The organism is Burkholderia sp. Bp8992 (assembly GCF_003853705.1).
Classification (GTDB): Bacteria; Pseudomonadota; Gammaproteobacteria; order Burkholderiales; family Burkholderiaceae; genus Burkholderia.
The window spans coordinates 266,011-281,359 of record NZ_QTQI01000006.1; the positions used below are offsets into that span (position 1 = coordinate 266,011).

At 68.3% G+C, this 15,349-nt stretch carries 11 protein-coding genes; 7 read left to right on the top strand and 4 right to left on the bottom strand.

What is annotated here, in order from left to right:
* Positions 1-124: 124 nt before the first annotated feature.
* The 3 genes from DIE03_RS12420 to DIE03_RS12430 all read right to left on the bottom strand — a co-directional run bounded on the left by DIE03_RS12420 (position 125) and on the right by DIE03_RS12430 (position 6,082).
* Positions 125-1,402 carry a cell division protein ZipA C-terminal FtsZ-binding domain-containing protein gene (locus DIE03_RS12420; protein ID WP_124450594.1) on the bottom strand — a complete coding sequence of 426 codons (1,278 nt, stop codon included), beginning with the start codon at positions 1,400-1,402 and terminating at the stop codon, positions 125-127.
* Positions 1,403-1,488: 86 nt separating this feature from the next.
* Positions 1,489-5,001, bottom strand: coding sequence for a chromosome segregation protein SMC (smc, locus tag DIE03_RS12425; RefSeq protein WP_124450596.1), 3,513 nt, complete (start codon positions 4,999-5,001; stop codon positions 1,489-1,491).
* Between the two features lie 139 nt (positions 5,002-5,140).
* A complete protein-coding gene (locus DIE03_RS12430) occupies positions 5,141-6,082 on the bottom strand; it encodes a DMT family transporter (RefSeq protein ID WP_124450598.1) in 942 nt (313 codons plus the stop codon).
* 159 nt (positions 6,083-6,241) lie between these two features.
* Here DIE03_RS12430 and dapC point away from each other — a divergent pair, with 159 nt between their 5' ends.
* From dapC to cls, 6 genes are all read left to right on the top strand, one after another.
* Complete coding sequence (gene dapC, locus DIE03_RS12435) at positions 6,242-7,474, top strand: succinyldiaminopimelate transaminase (protein WP_124450600.1); 1,233 nt, start codon at positions 6,242-6,244, stop codon at positions 7,472-7,474.
* Positions 7,475-7,518: 44 nt separating this feature from the next.
* On the top strand, positions 7,519-8,346 hold the full coding sequence (gene dapD, locus DIE03_RS12440; RefSeq protein ID WP_014896723.1) for a 2,3,4,5-tetrahydropyridine-2,6-dicarboxylate N-succinyltransferase: 828 nt from the start codon (positions 7,519-7,521) through the stop codon (positions 8,344-8,346).
* Positions 8,346-8,714 (top strand): ArsC family reductase, encoded by a 369-nt coding sequence (locus DIE03_RS12445; protein ID WP_124450602.1) that lies wholly within the window; start codon positions 8,346-8,348, stop codon positions 8,712-8,714. Before dapD ends, DIE03_RS12445 begins: the two co-directional genes overlap by 1 nt.
* A 379-nt stretch (positions 8,715-9,093) precedes the next feature.
* Positions 9,094-10,233, top strand: a complete 1,140-nt coding sequence (gene dapE, locus DIE03_RS12455) for a succinyl-diaminopimelate desuccinylase (protein ID WP_124450606.1) — start codon at positions 9,094-9,096, stop codon at positions 10,231-10,233.
* An 11-nt stretch (positions 10,234-10,244) separates the two neighbouring features.
* A complete protein-coding gene (prmB, locus tag DIE03_RS12460) occupies positions 10,245-11,153 on the top strand; it encodes a 50S ribosomal protein L3 N(5)-glutamine methyltransferase (RefSeq protein ID WP_124450608.1) in 909 nt (302 codons plus the stop codon).
* Between the two features lie 108 nt (positions 11,154-11,261).
* A complete protein-coding gene (gene cls / locus DIE03_RS12465; protein WP_124450610.1) occupies positions 11,262-12,701 on the top strand; it encodes a cardiolipin synthase in 1,440 nt (479 codons plus the stop codon).
* Positions 12,702-12,734: 33 nt separating this feature from the next.
* On the opposite strand, the gene DIE03_RS12470 is transcribed toward cls, so the two are convergent.
* Positions 12,735-13,214: a glutathione peroxidase gene (locus tag DIE03_RS12470; protein ID WP_124450612.1), complete on the bottom strand. Its 480-nt coding sequence runs from the start codon at positions 13,212-13,214 to the stop codon at positions 12,735-12,737.
* A 136-nt stretch (positions 13,215-13,350) separates the two neighbouring features.
* Between DIE03_RS12470 and abc-f the strand changes: the two genes are divergently transcribed.
* Entirely contained in the window at positions 13,351-15,282 is a 1,932-nt protein-coding gene (gene abc-f, locus DIE03_RS12475) for a ribosomal protection-like ABC-F family protein (protein ID WP_124450614.1), read from the top strand.
* Positions 15,283-15,349: the final 67 nt, after the last annotated feature.

The following is a 15,349-nucleotide window of genomic DNA, read 5'->3' on the forward strand; positions in this document are numbered from 1 at the left end:
TCTCAGTTTGACGCCGCGGCGGGGCGTGCAATGCGGGCCCGATGAGCGTGTTGCAGTGCACACCGGAGAGTGTGCGCTGCAACGGCGAACGGCGGCGCCGAAGCCCGCCGTCCGCACCCTCGCGTTACTGGCTGAAGAGTCGGCGCGTGACCGACGAACCGGCCGGGATGCCCGCTTCCTCGAGCTTCGCGTACAGCTTCATCAGCTGCTGCTCGATCGCGAGCAGCTGCGATTCCGGCAGCGGCCGGCGCGAATCGTCGACGACGCGTGCGCCAATGCGTTCGGACAGCGACTTCGCGTAATCGCACATCAGCCGGAACGGCAGGATGTCCTCTTCGGCGACCGGCACGTCGAGCACCAGCGTGATCATGTTGCCGCCCTTGTACGTGAGGTCGTCACGCAGGAAGTTCGTATCGCCGAACTGCAGCATGAACACCGGGTTCTGCTTCGCGTCGAGCTTCACGAACCGCGTGCCGTCGCGCGACAGCAGCAGCCCGTCCTGCGACGCGACCGCCTGCACGTAGTTCGCCGACCACGGCGCGCCATCCGACATCACGTTGATCGACAGCTGCGCGTCGCACTGCGCGGCGAACGCATCGAGCTCGCGCGCCATCGCGACCGTTTCCATCATGTCCGGGAATTCCGGCGCGCCGTCGATCGTGTCGGCGAACTGCTGGACGCCCGTCACGAATTCGGAGAATTCAAGCTCGTTCAGTGCGCCACTGCGGTTCGCGAGCTGCGCGGCCGCGCGGAGTTCTTCATAGCGCACGCCGTTCTGCAGCAGCTCCCACTGGCCGCCTTCCGGCTTGCCTTCGATGTGCACGGGCTTGCTGCCCGCGCGGCGCAGCCGCTGCGCGGCCGGCAGGATCTTGTCGCCCGGCAGCGGCCCGGCGAGACGGATCGGCACGATGCAGTCGATCCGGCGATCGACGATCGCCGGCGGCGCCGACGAGATCGTCGTCGCGGCCGGCAGCACGGGTTCGGACGGCTCGGCCGCCTCGGCCGACGCCTCGTGCGCGGCCGCAGGCACGACTTCCTCGCCGGCAGCCGGCCCGGTCACTTCGGCCGGCGTGTCGACGCCGGTCGCCTCGGCCTGCAGATCGGCCGGCGTGTCGGCCGGCGCCGCCCCGCCGAACGTCGGCTCGACGCGCGCGACTTCAGCCGGCGCAGCGGCCGCCGTCGCGGCCGGGGCCGCGGGCTCGCGGCGCACCGGCTGACGTACCGGCTCGATGAACGGCAACTCTTCGTCGCGCTCGGGGCGGTTCATCGCCTCGGCCGCTTCCTCCGGCATCGGGCGCGGCATCCTGCGCCGCACTTTCGCGCCCTGCCACGCGTTGTAGACCACGACGCCGCCCACCACGACAGCACCCGCGCCGATCAAACCGAGTGTCAACTCGTCCATGCACGCTCCATCAGCAATTCTTTTTCGTCGGGACCGCGAACGGGCGCGTCATGCGCCGCGCGAACGCGATCCGGTTTCGTCAAACGTCAATTCTGGGCAAAACCTGCGGCCGTTTCCATGTCCACCGCAACGATCCGCGACACGCCCTGCTCCTGCATCGTCACGCCGATCAGCTGCTGTGCCATTTCCATCGCGATCTTGTTGTGCGAGATGAACAGGAACTGCGTCTTGTCGGACATCGCGCGCACGAGATTCGCGAAACGCTCGGTGTTCGCGTCGTCGAGCGGCGCGTCGACCTCGTCGAGCAGACAGAACGGCGCCGGGTTCAGCTGGAACATCGCGAACACCAGCGCAGTCGCGGTCAGCGCCTTCTCGCCGCCCGACAGCAGGTGGATCGTCGCGTTCTTCTTGCCCGGCGGCTGCGCCATCACCTGCACGCCGGCATCGAGAATCTCGTCGCCCGTCATGATCAGCTTCGCCTGGCCGCCGCCGAACAGGCGCGGGAACAGGTCGCTGAAGTGGCGGTTGACCTCGTCGAAGGTGCCCTGCAGCAGCGTGCGGGTTTCCTGGTCGATCTTGTGGATCGCGTCCTCGAGCGTCGTGATCGCGTCGATCAGGTCGGCCGACTGCGCGTCGAGGAACACCTTGCGCTCGCTCGCGGCCTTCAGCTCGTCGAGCGCGGCCATGTTCACCGGGCCGAGCGCGTTGATCGCGTTGTTCAAGCGCGTGACTTCGCCCTGCAGGTACGACGGCTTCAGGTCCGGCGTCAGCTTCGCGGACAGCGCGGCCTCGTCGACCTCGGCCGTCACGAGCTGCTCGGCGAACTGCTCGACGGACAGGCGCGCGGCCTGCTCCTTCAGCTGCAATTCGGTGATGCGGTCGCGCAGCGGCTGCAGCGAGCGCTCGGCCACGAGGCGCTGCTCGTCCGACGCGCGCAGCTTCGCGGTCAGGTCGTCGAGCTCGATCCGCGCAGCCTGCAGCGCTTCTTCCTTTACCGCGCGAATCTCGAGTGCGTCTTGCAGGCCCGTATGCGCGGTCTGCTCGTTGATCGTCTCGAGTTCGGCACGTGCGTCTTCCAGCGACCCGGCGACGCGCTCGCTCTGCTCGTGCGCGACCTGGATGCTGCGCTTGAGCTCGTCGATCCGCGTCACCGCGTTGCGCGCGGCGAAGCGTGCATCGTTCGCGCCGCGCTCGAGGTCGCGCGCTTCCTGGCGCGCCTGCGTCAGCGATTCGTCGAGCGATTCGAACGCGAGCTGGTTGTCTTCGAAGCGTGCCTGCAGTTCGGCGAGTTCGCCGTCGAAACGCTCGAAATTCGCTTCCGACTCCGCGCGCAGCGCGCGCTGCTCCTCGATCTGCGCGCCAATTTCCTCGAGTTCCTCGCGGATCTGCGTGCTGCGTTGCGTGTAGCGTTCGTGCGCCTGCGCGAGCTTCAGCACGTCCATCTGGAGCGCATGCACGCGCTGCGTCGCACGTTCGGCCTGCGCGCGCACGTCGCCGAGCGCCTGCGTGGCCTGCGTGTGCGCGGCTTCCGCACGCACGGCGGCCGTGCGCGCCTCGTCGGCGAGCAGCGCCTGCGCACGCACCTGGCGCGTCAGGTTTTCGATTTCCTGCTGGCGGGCCAGCATCCCGGCCTGCTCCGAATCGGCTGCGTACAGCTGCACGCCGACGCGCGTGACGACATGACCGGCCTTGACGACGAACGCGCCGCCAGCCGGCAGCTGCGCACGCGCGGCAAGCGCCTGGGCGACGTCGTCGGCGACGTACACGTTGCCGAGCCAGTCGTTCAGCACCGCGCGGATGCCCGCGTCGTCGATGCGCACGAGCGACAGCACCGGGCGCAGCCCGGCTACCGCGGCGGGCGCTTCGCCGGCCGCGGGCGGCGCGTAGAACGCGAGCTTCGCGGGCGGCGCGTCGGTCGCGAACGCCTTCACCCAGTCGAGATTCGACACTTCGAGCGCCGCGAGGCGCTCGCGCAGCACGGCCTCGAGCGCCGCTTCCCAGCCGGCCTCGACGTGCAGCTTCTTCCACAGACGCGGCAGCGCGCCGAGCTCGTGCTTGTCGAGCCACGGCTGGACCTTGCCTTCGGTCTGCACGTTTTCCTGCAGCTGCTTCAGCGCGGCGAGGCGCGCTTCGAGCTGGTGGATCTGCGCGGCTTCGGCCTGCACGCGCTCCTGCGCGGCACGGCGTTCGCCGTCGAGACGCGGCACCGTTTCCTGCGCGTCGGCGAGGCGCGCCTGCGCTTCGGCGAGGATCTCTTCCTGCTCGGCGAGCTGCATGCGCAACTCCTCGAGCTGCGCCTCGTCCGGCGCGTCGAGCCCGCCCGCCTCGCTCTTCAGGCGCTCGTGGCGCTGCTGAAGCTGCTGCAGCTGCTGGTCGGCGTTGCGCTGGTGCGCGGCCTCGAGCTTCAGCGACTGCTCGGTCTGCGCGATCCGCGCACGCTCGTCGTTGAGCTGCGCCTGCGCATCGCGCCACTTCGCTTCGAGCGCCGGCAGCGCGTCGTGCTTCGCGGCTGCGTTGTCTTCGGCGAGCGCGGCCTTCTCGTCGGCCATCGCGCGCGCCTCTTCGGCTTCCTCGAGCTCGTCCTGCGACTTCTCGGCCTGCGCGCGCCATTGCTCGCGCTGCGCGTTCAGCGCGGCGATCTGCGCCTGCACGCGATTGCGCGATTCGACGATGAACTTGATCTCGGCCTCGAGGCGGCTCACTTCGGCATTCGCCTCGTACAGCGAACCCTGCGCGCCCTGCATCGCGTCGCTTGCCGCGTAGTGCGCGACGCGCAGCGTCTCGAGTTGCGCCTCGACCTCGCGCAGCTTCGCAGTCTGCGCCTCGAGGTCGATCTGTGCCTGTTCGATCGCGCGCTGCTGCTTCTGCTGCTCGCCGGCGGCCTCGTTCTTGCGCAGCAGCCACAAGAGGCGCTGCTTCTCCTCGCCGTCGGCGACGAGTTCCTTGTACTTGGTCGCGACGACGGCCTGCGCCTCGAGCTTCTCGAGGTTCGCGCCGAGTTCGCGGACGATGTCCTCGACGCGCGTCAGGTTCTCGCGCGTGTCGTGCAGGCGGTTCTCGGTTTCGCGGCGGCGTTCCTTGTACTTGGACACGCCGGCGGCTTCCTCGAGGAACACGCGCAGCTCTTCCGGCTTCGCCTCGATGATCCGCGCGATCATGCCCTGCCCGATGATCGCGTACGCACGCGGCCCGAGGCCCGTGCCGAGGAAGATGTCCTGGATGTCGCGGCGGCGCGCCGGCAGGTTGTTGATGTAGTAGCTCGAGGTGCCGTCGCGCGTCAGCACGCGCTTCACGGCGATCTCGCCGTACTGGCCCCACTGCCCGGCCGCACGGCCGTCGGAGTTGTCGAAGATCAGCTCGACGCTGGCCCGGCTGCCGGGCTTGCGTGCGGTCGAGCCGTTGAAGATCACGTCCTGCATCGACTCGCCGCGCAGCTCGGAGGCGCGCGACTCGCCGAGCACCCAGCGCACGGCATCGATGATGTTGGACTTGCCGCACCCGTTCGGGCCTACCACGCCGACAAGCTGGCCCGGAACCTGGAAATGCGTGGGATCGACGAAGGATTTGAAGCCAGCGAGTTTGATCGAGCTCAGACGCACGGCGGTATCGGATGTGAAGAAGGTGTGAAACGGACGGGGCCGCACTGCGCGGGGCCGGACGGCCCATGCGCGCGACGCGCCCCGGAATTCAAAAACGGGGCCGCGCGCATACAGCGTTGGGCCCCGCAAACGGCTTCCATCATACCATCGCGCGTGCGCCGTCCCGACCGTCGCCGGGTTTGCCCGGTGCGGGCGCGGCCCGATGGACCCGGCTCGACAGCAGCGTCGCCAGCACGATGCACACGCCGCCGGCCCATTCGCGCGCGGTCGGCAGCTCGCTGGCGAACACCCACGCCGACAGCGCGGTGATCACGATCTCGAACAGCATGATGATCGACGCCCGGTTCGCCGGCACCCGCGCGAGGCCATATTGCACGAGCAGGTTGTTCGACGCCATCGTCACGCCGATCGCCGCGATGATCAGCACGGCCACCCCGAGCTGGCCGCCCGCCGGCGCGGCCGGCAGCCCCTCGAACAGCGACGCGATCGCGCCGAACACGGCCGCGCCACCGAACAGCGTCGCGGTGCGCATTTCCGCGCGCATCTCCGGCAGCTCGCGGCTCGCCTTGATCACGAGCACGTTGCTCATCGCGAAACTCAGCCCGGCCGCGAGGCCGGCCCATTCGGCCGGATTGGCCGGCAGCGGGAGGCCGAGCTGCGGCGACCACAGCATCAGCATCGCGCCGCCGATCGACAGCGCCGCGAGCCCCGCGCCGGCCCAGGTCAGCCGCTCGCGCAGCAGGAAGTGCGCGTAGATCGCGGTCCACGCCGGGGTCAGGTAGAACAGCAGCATCACGCGCAAGACCTCGCCGTGGATCGTGCCCCAGACGAAGCCGAGGTTCGTCACGCCGGCCGTCACCGCGATGCCCGGCAGCACCCAGTGCCAGCGCAGCGTCGCGATGGTGCGATGCCGCGCGACGACCACGAACAGGAACGCCACGAGGCTCGTCAGCGCGCTCGCGAGCGTGCCCGTCACACCGAGCGAAGCGAGGATCCGCAACGGATACCAGATCAGGCCCCATACCGACGCGCCGATCAGGATGGCCAGCGTCGGCAGGCTGCCGCGTACTGCGTTATTCATTTGGTTCGATACCCTTTATTCGGTCGGCCCGGCCGCCGTTCCGGCAGGCCGTGACCGCCTTCCGTCACGCTATAATCGTCCGCTGCGACCCGCGCGCCACCGGCGCCCGTTCGCAGCCGCGCGGCACGCCCGCCGCTTCTTTCGCACCAACCGGCCGCGATGGCCGCTTCGCCCGTGAACCCTCGACTCGACTCGCTCCAGCCCTATCCCTTCGAAAAGCTGCGCGCCCTGTTCAAGGACGTGACGCCTTCCGGCGACCTCAAACCGATCAGCTTCGGCATCGGCGAGCCCAAACACCCGACGCCGGCGCTGATCCGCGACGCCGTGGTGGCCGCGCTCGACGGTCTCGCGTCGTACCCGGCCACGGCCGGCTCGGATGCGCTGCGCACGTCGATCGCACACTGGCTCGAGCGCCGCTACGGGCTGCCGGCGATCGATCCGGCCACGCAGGTGCTGCCCGTGTCGGGGTCGCGCGAGGCGCTGTTCTCGCTCGCGCAGACCGTGATCGACGCGCGCCCGGCCGCGCAGGGCGAGAAGGCGATCGTACTCTGTCCGAATCCTTTCTATCAAATTTACGAAGGCGCGGCGCTGCTGGCCGGTGCCGAACCCTATTTCGCGAACAGCGACCCGACCCGCAACTTCGCGTGCGACTACGCGGCCGTGCCCGATGAAGTCTGGGCGCGCACGCAGCTGCTGTACGTGTGCTCGCCGGGCAACCCGACGGGCGCCGTGCTGACGCTCGACGACTGGCGCGAACTGTTCGCGCTGTCCGACCGCCACGGTTTCGTGATCGCGTCCGACGAGTGCTATTCGGAAATCTATTTCGACGAAGCGGCGCCGCCGCTCGGCGGCCTCGAGGCCGCGCACCGCCTCGGCCGCGGCTTCGAGCGCCTCGTGATGCTGTCGAGCCTGTCGAAGCGCTCGAACGTGCCGGGCATGCGCTCGGGCTTCGTCGCAGGCGACGCGGCGCTGCTGAAGCAATTCCTGCTGTACCGCACGTACCACGGCGCGGCGCTGTCGCCGGTCTGGCAGCACGCGAGCATCGCCGCGTGGAACGACGAGGCGCACGTGCGCGAGAACCGCGCGCTGTACCTGCAGAAGTTCAATACGGTCACGCCGATGCTCGCCGACGTGATCGACGTGAAACTGCCCGATGCCGCGTTCTACCTGTGGGCCAACGTGTCGCGCACCGGGCTGTCGGACACCGAGTTCGCCCGCCGCCTGTACGCCGACTATAATGTGACGGTTCTGCCCGGCTCGTACCTGGCGCGCGATGCGCACGGGTCGAATCCGGGCCGCGATTTCATCCGGATCGCGCTCGTCGCGGGCACCCCCGAATGCGTCGAGGGCGCGCAACGCATCGTCGATTTCTGCCGGGCTCTCGCGCGGTAATCGTCCATCCCGATCAATTCCATCCATCTCCTGCGAAAACGAACATGTCGCAACAACTTCAGCAAATCATCGATACCGCCTGGGACAACCGCGCCGAGCTGTCGCCGAAGGCCGCGCCCGCCGACGTCCGCGAGGCCGTCGCTCACGCGATCGAGCAACTCGACAAAGGTGCGCTGCGCGTTGCCGAGAAGATCGACGGCAACTGGACCGTGCACCAGTGGCTGAAGAAGGCCGTGCTGCTGTCGTTCCGCCTGGAAGACAACGCACCGATGCCGGCCGGCGGCTACTCGCAGTTCTACGACAAGGTGCCGTCGAAGTTCGCGAACTACACGGCTGAAGATTTCGCCGCGGGCGGCTTCCGCGTCGTGCCGCCGGCCATCGCGCGCCGCGGCTCGTTCATCGCGAAGAACGTCGTGCTGATGCCGTCGTACACCAACATCGGCGCGTACGTCGACGAAGGCACGATGGTCGACACGTGGGCGACGGTCGGCTCGTGCGCGCAGATCGGCAAGAACGTGCACCTGTCGGGTGGCGTCGGCATCGGCGGCGTGCTCGAGCCGCTGCAGGCGAACCCGGTCATCATCGAAGACAACTGCTTCATCGGCGCGCGCTCGGAAGTCGTCGAAGGCGTGATCGTCGAGGAAAACTCGGTGATCTCGATGGGCGTGTACCTCGGCCAGAGCACGAAGATCTACGACCGCGAGACGGGCGAAGTCAGCTACGGCCGCATCCCGGCCGGCTCGGTCGTCGTCGCCGGCAACCTGCCGTCGAAGGACGGTTCGCACAGCCTGTACTGCGCGGTGATCGTCAAGAAGGTCGACGCGAAGACGCGTGCGAAGGTCGGCCTGAACGAGCTGCTGCGAGGCGACTGATGGCCAAGCCGCGCACCGTGGTCGTCTACGGCATTCCGAACTGCGACACCGTGAAGAAGGCCCGCGTGTGGCTCGACGATCACGGCGTCGAGTTCGAGTTTCACGACTTCAAGAAGCTCGGCGTCAGCGCGCCGCTGGTCGAAGACTGGCTGAAGGACGTGTCGCTCGACGCGCTCGTCAACAAGCGCGGCACGACGTGGCGCGGCCTGGACGACGCGATGAAGGCCGCGGCCGAAACGAAGACCGGCGCGGTCGCACTGATGATCCACAAGCCGTCGGTCATCAAGCGCCCCGTGCTCGTCGTCAACGGCCGCGTGAAATCGCTCGGCTTCGTGGCCGATCAATACGCGGCGCTGTTTGCCGCATAGGGTCGCCCGCGCTGCGCCTGCGGGCGTAGGGCCTGTTCACGCTAATAACGGGCTTGCGCTGGCCCCCAGAAGGGCCGAGCGCAAGGATTGCGACGAAGCGAATACTCGACGTATTCGCGAGGAGCATGACGCGGCGATCGGCCCTTCCGGGGGCCAGCCCCACGAATGAATTTTTTCAAACAGGGGAACGTGTCTTTCCGCCCACATTGCGGCGTCGTGCGTCGCTTGTTTGGCATGGCCAAACGGCGCTCCTTACTCCTTGCACTGCGGGCGGAAAGTCACGTTCGCAAGCCCGTTATTAGCGTGAACAGGCCCTGGCCCGACGTCCTGTCGCTGCCGGCCACCGCGCCGGCATTTTTTATCGAAAGTGGTCCGAACCATGTCCGCCACCCTAGCCCTTACCGAACAGCTGATTGCCCGCGCGTCCGTGACGCCCGACGACCAGCACTGCCAGCAGATCATGACCGAGCGCCTCGCCGCGCTCGGCTTCGAATGCGAAACCATCGCGTCGCACGGCGTGACCAACCTGTGGGCCGTCAAGCGCGGCACCGACGGCCGCGACGGCAAGCTGCTCGCGTTCGCGGGCCACACCGACGTCGTGCCGACCGGCCCGCTCGAGCAGTGGACCTCGCCGCCGTTCATTCCCGCCCATCGCGACGGCAAGCTGTACGGACGCGGCGCGGCCGACATGAAGACGTCGCTCGCGGCGTTCGTCGTCGCGTCCGAGGAATTCGTCGCGGCCCACCCCGGCCACCGCGGCGCGATCGCGTTCCTGATCACGAGCGACGAGGAAGGCCCGGCCACCGACGGCACCGTGAAGGTCGTCGAACTGCTGCAGGCACGCGGCGAGCGCCTCGACTACTGCATCGTCGGCGAGCCGACGTCGACCGCCGAGCTCGGCGACGTCGTCAAGAACGGCCGCCGCGGGTCGATGTCGGGCGAACTGGTCGTCAAGGGCGTGCAGGGCCACATCGCGTATCCGCACCTCGCGAAGAACCCGATCCACCTGCTCGCACCGGCGCTCGCCGAGCTCGCCGCCGAGCAGTGGGACGAAGGCAACGAATACTTCCCGCCGACCACCTGGCAGGTGTCGAATCTGCACGCAGGCACCGGTGCGACCAACGTGATCCCCGGCCACGCCGACCTGCTGTTCAACTTCCGCTTCTCGACCGCCAGCACGGTCGAGGGCCTGCAGGCACGCGTGCACGCGATCCTCGACAAGCACGGCCTCGAATACACGCTGAAGTGGTCGGTCAGCGGCCTGCCGTTCCTCACGCCGCGCGGCGAGCTGTCGGGCGCGCTGGAAAACGCGATCCGCACTGAGACCGGCATCACGACCGAGCTGTCGACGACGGGCGGTACGTCGGACGGCCGCTTCATCGCGCGCATCTGCCCGCAGGTGATCGAATTCGGCCCGCCGAACGGCAGCATCCACAAGATCGACGAGCACATCGAAGTGCGCTTCGTCGATCCGCTGAAGAACGTGTACCGCCGCGTGCTCGAACAACTGATCGCCTGATGGAGCCCCGCATGACGACACCTTTTGCCACTGTCCGCGACCTGCTGCGCTACGCGGTCACGCGCTTCTCGAAGGCGAAGCTCGCGTTCGGCCACGGCTCCGACAACGCGTACGACGAAGCGGCCTTCCTCGTGCTGCGCACGCTCGACCTCCCGCTCGACACGCTCGAGCCGTTCCTCGACGCGCGCCTCTTGCCCGACGAGATCGCGGCCGTGCTCGCGGTGATCGAGCGGCGCGCGACCGATCGCGTGCCGGCCGCGTACCTCACGCATGAAGCGTGGATGCACGGCCACCGCTTCTACGTCGACGAACGCGTGATCGTGCCGCGCTCGTTCATCGGCGAACTGCTCGACGACGGGCTGCAGCCGTATGTCGCCGATCCCGAACAGGTCGGCGCGGTGCTCGAACTGTGCACCGGTTCCGGCTGCCTCGCGATCCTGGCGGCAAGCGCGTTCCCGAACGCCGAGATCGACGCGGTCGACCTGTCGGACAAGGCGCTCGAAGTCGCCGAGATCAACGTGCGCGACTACGGTCTCGAAGACCGCATCGGGCTGCACCGCGGCGACCTCTACGCCCCGCTGCCCGCCTTCCGCACCGACCCGGGCTCGCGCTACGACGTGATCCTGACGAACCCGCCGTACGTGAACGCATCGTCGATGGCCGCGCTGCCGCCCGAATACCGGCACGAGCCGGAGATGGCGCTCGCGGGCGGCGACGACGGCATGGACATCGTGCGACGCATCGTCGCCGAAGCGCACCGCTGGCTGCACGACGACGGCGTGCTCGTCGTCGAGATCGGCAACGAGCGCGAGAACGTCGAAGCCGCGTTCGGCGGCCTCGAACTCACGTGGCTGCCCACCAGCGCGGGCGACGACGCCGTGTTCCTGATCCAGGCGTCGGACCTGCCGCGCAAGGCCTGAGCCCTTCCGGCCCGCCCGCCGTGCGGCGCACCATTGCGCCGCACGGTTGGGTAAGATGCGCGTAGGCGGCCGCCCGGCCGCCCGACTTCAGGAGTCCGTCACGCGCCCATGACCCTCGACTGGCTACATCTCGGCACCCTGATCCTGACCATCCACGTGCTCGGGATCGTCGCGGCATGCCACGCGATCATGAACACGCGCACGTCGCAAGGCGCGATCGCGTGGGCCGTCTCGCTCGCGGCCATGCCGTACCTGACGCTCGTGCCGTACCTGTTCCTCGGCCGCAGCAAGTTCTCCGGCTACGTCGACGCGCGGCGCCACGAGCTGGAAATGTTGCGCACGCACACGCCACGCTCGCCGTGGCGCGCTACCGACGCGACCGACGGGCCGGCCGCCGACGCGCTCGGCCAAGCTGCCGTGCTCGCGCTCACGCGACTCGGCGGCATGCCGTTCCTCGGCGGCAACTCGGTGCGCACGCTCGTGAACGGCGACGCGACGTTCTCCGCCATCCTGTCGTCGATCGACGCGGCGCGCGACTACGTGCTCGTTCAGTTCTTCATCGTGCGCGACGACGCGCTCGGCCGGATGCTGCGCGACTCGCTGCTCGCACGCGCGGCGGCCGGCGTGCGCTGCTGCCTGCTGTACGACAGCATCGGCAGCTTCGACCTGCCGCACAGCTATGTCGACACGTTGCGCCGGGGCGGCGTCGAAGTCCATCCGTTCGCGACCAACCGGAAGTTCGTCAACCGCTTCCAGCTGAACTTCCGCAACCATCGCAAGATCGTCGTCGTCGACGGCAATCGCGCGTTCGTCGGCGGTCACAACGTCGGCGTCGAGTATCTCGGCGCGAAGCCGCGCCTGTCACCCTGGCGCGACACGCACATCGAGATCCGCGGCCCGGTGGTCGCGAGCATCCAGTACGTATTCGCCGAAGACTGGCACTGGGCCACGCAGAAGCTGCCGCCGATCGCGCTGCCGCCGCCCGCGCAGCCCGGCGACGGCATGCATTGCCTCGCGGTGCCGATGGGGCCGGCCGACAAGCAGGAAACCGGCTCGCTGTTCTTCGTCGAATCGATCAATGCCGCGCGCGAGCGGGTCTGGATCACCACGCCGTATCTCGTCCCCGACGAAGCCGTGATCTCCGCGCTGAAGCTCGCGGTGATGCGCGGCGTCGACGTGCGCATCCTGATCCCGAGCCGGCGCGATCACTACGTGGTGTTCGAGGCGTCGAAGCTGTACGCGCGCGACCTCGTCGATGCGGGCGTGAAGGTGTTCCGCTACCGGCCGGGCTTCCTGCACCAGAAGGTCGTGCTGATCGACGATATCGCGGCGGCGATCGGCAGCGCGAACCTCGACAACCGTTCGTTCCGGCTCAATTTCGAGGTGATGGTGCTGACCGTCGACCGCGCGTTCGCCGGCGAAGTCGAGACGATGCTCGATGCCGACTTCGCGCAGGCATACGAGGTCGATGCGAACGAATATCGCCAGTCGCCCGCGTGGCGGCGCATCGCGATGCACGTCGCGCGGCTGTTCGCGCCGATCCTGTAACGGCCGGGGCGGCGCTGGCGCCGCCCGCCGCCCTCACAGCAGCTTGTCGATATCCGCGGCGATTTCGTCGGGCTTCGTCGACGGCGCGTAGCGCTTGACGATACGCCCGTCGCGATCGACCAGGAATTTCGTGAAATTCCACTTGATCGCCTTGAGGCCGAGAATGCCGGGCGCCTCGTCGGTCAGGTAGCGGTACAGCGGATGCGCATGATCGCCCTTCACGTCGATCTTCGCGAACATCGGGAACGTGACGCCATAGTTGCGCTCGCAGAACGCGCCGATCTGCGCGGCGTCGCCCGGCTCCTGCTTGCCGAACTGGTTGCACGGGAAACCGAGCACGAAGAAGCCGCGCGCCGCGTACTGGTCGTACAGCTTCTGCAGGCCCGCGTACTGCGGCGTGAAACCACACTCGCTCGCGGTATTGACGATCAGCAGCACCTTGCCGCGATACGCGTCGAGCGATACCGGCGCACCGGCGAGCGTCTCTGCGCTGAACGAATACAGGGTGGACATCGGGCACTCCTTTTATGAAACCGGATCGACGTGGAGTCTAGGCGAAATTGCGCCGTTGCGGCATCCGCCGAGCGGCCAATGCCCGGCGCGACCGGCGCGCAGTCTAGAATAGCGGTTTTGGCCAGTCATTTCCGCCGTGATCCGTTTCAATCAGTTCAGCCTTGCACGCGGCACCAAGCCGCTGTTCGAGTCGACGTCGTTCGTGCTCAATCCCGGCGAGAAGGCCGGCCTGATCGGCGCGAACGGCGCCGGCAAGTCGACGCTGTTTTCCGTCCTGCGCGGCGAGCTGCATTCCGACGGAGGCGATTTCTCGATGCCGCCGTCGTGGCGGATCGCCCATGTGTCGCAGGAAACGCCCGCCGTCGAGCGCTCGGCGCTCGACTACACGCTCGACGGCGACGCCGCGCTGCGCGAGATCGAGGCGCGCATCGCCGCCGCTTCGGCCGCGCATGACGGCGCCGCCGAGGCCGACGCGCACGCGGCGTTCGCCGACGCCGACGGCTACACCGCACCGGCCCGCGCCGAGGCGCTGCTGCTCGGCCTCGGCTTCACGCTCGCGCAGACGCGCGAATCCGTGGCCAGCTTCTCCGGCGGCTGGCGCATGCGCCTGAACCTCGCGCAGGCGCTGATGTGCCGCTCCGACCTGCTGCTGCTCGACGAACCGACGAACCACCTCGACCTCGACGCGATCGTCTGGCTCGAGGACTGGCTGCACCGCTACCCCGGCACGCTCGTCGTGATTTCGCACGACCGCGAATTCCTCGACTCGATCTGCAACGTCACGTTGCACCTGGAAAACCGCCAGGTGAAGCGCTACGGCGGCAACTACTCGCAGTTCGAAGTGCTGCGCGCGCAACAACTCGCGCTGCAGCAAAGCGCCTACGAAAAGCAGCAGAAGACGATCGAGCACCTGCAGAGCTTCGTCGACCGCTTCAAGGCCAAGGCGACCAAGGCCAAGCAGGCGCAAAGCCGGATGAAGGCGCTCGAGAAGATGGAGCTGATCGCGCCCGCGCACATCGCGTCGCCGTTCACGTTCGAATTCCGCACGCCCGATGCCGCGCCGAATCCGATGATGGTGATGGAAGACGTCCGCTGCGGCTACCATGCCGACGACGGAACGGACATTCCGATCGTCGAGCGCGTCGCGCTGTCGATCCAGAACGGCCAGCGCATCGGCCTGCTCGGCGCGAACGGCCAGGGCAAGTCGACGCTGATCAAGACGCTGGCCGGCACGCTCGCGCCGCTGTCGGGCCACGTGCGCGACGGCAAGGGTCTGACGATCGGCTATTTCGCGCAGCACCAGCTCGAAACGCTGCGCGAGGACGATTCGCCGCTCGCGCACCTGGCGCGGCTCGCACCCGACACGCGCGAGCAGGAACTGCGCGACTTCCTCGGCGGCTTCAATTTCTCGGGCGACATGGCGACGAGCGCGGTCGGCCCGTTCTCGGGCGGCGAAAAGGCGCGCCTCGCGCTGGCGCTGATCATCTGGCAGAAGCCGAACCTGCTGCTGCTCGACGAACCGACGAACCACCTCGATCTCGAAACGCGCCACGCGCTGACGATGGCGCTCGCGCAGTTCGAAGGCACGCTGATCCTCGTGTCGCACGACCGCCACCTGCTGCGCGCGACGACCGACCAGTTCATGCTGGTCGCGAAGCACCGGCTGCAACCGTTCGACGGCGACCTCGACGACTACCGCGACTGGCTGCTGCAGCACGCGGCCGAGCAACGCGCGGCCGCGAAGGCCGACAGCGCGGCGTCGTCGGGCGCCGGCGCCGCGGCCAACCGCAAGGACCAGAAGCGGCAGGCTGCCGAGGAACGGCAACGCCTGTCGGTCTTGAAGAAGCCGCTGCAGAACCGGATCACGAAGCTCGAAAAGGAAATGGAGACGCTGCACGCGGAGAAGGCGCGCCTCGACGCGTTCGTCGCCGATCCGGCGAGCTACGAAGCCGAGCGCAAGACCGAGCTGACCGACGCGATCCGCAAGCTCGGCGACGTCAACACGCGCCTCGAGACGGTCGAGGCCGACTGGCTCGCCGCGCAGGAAGAACTCGAGCAGATCGGCTGAGGCTGAACGCCGCGGCCGATACGCGCGCATGGCGCGCCGGCCGCCGCGGGTGATCGACACCCCGCCG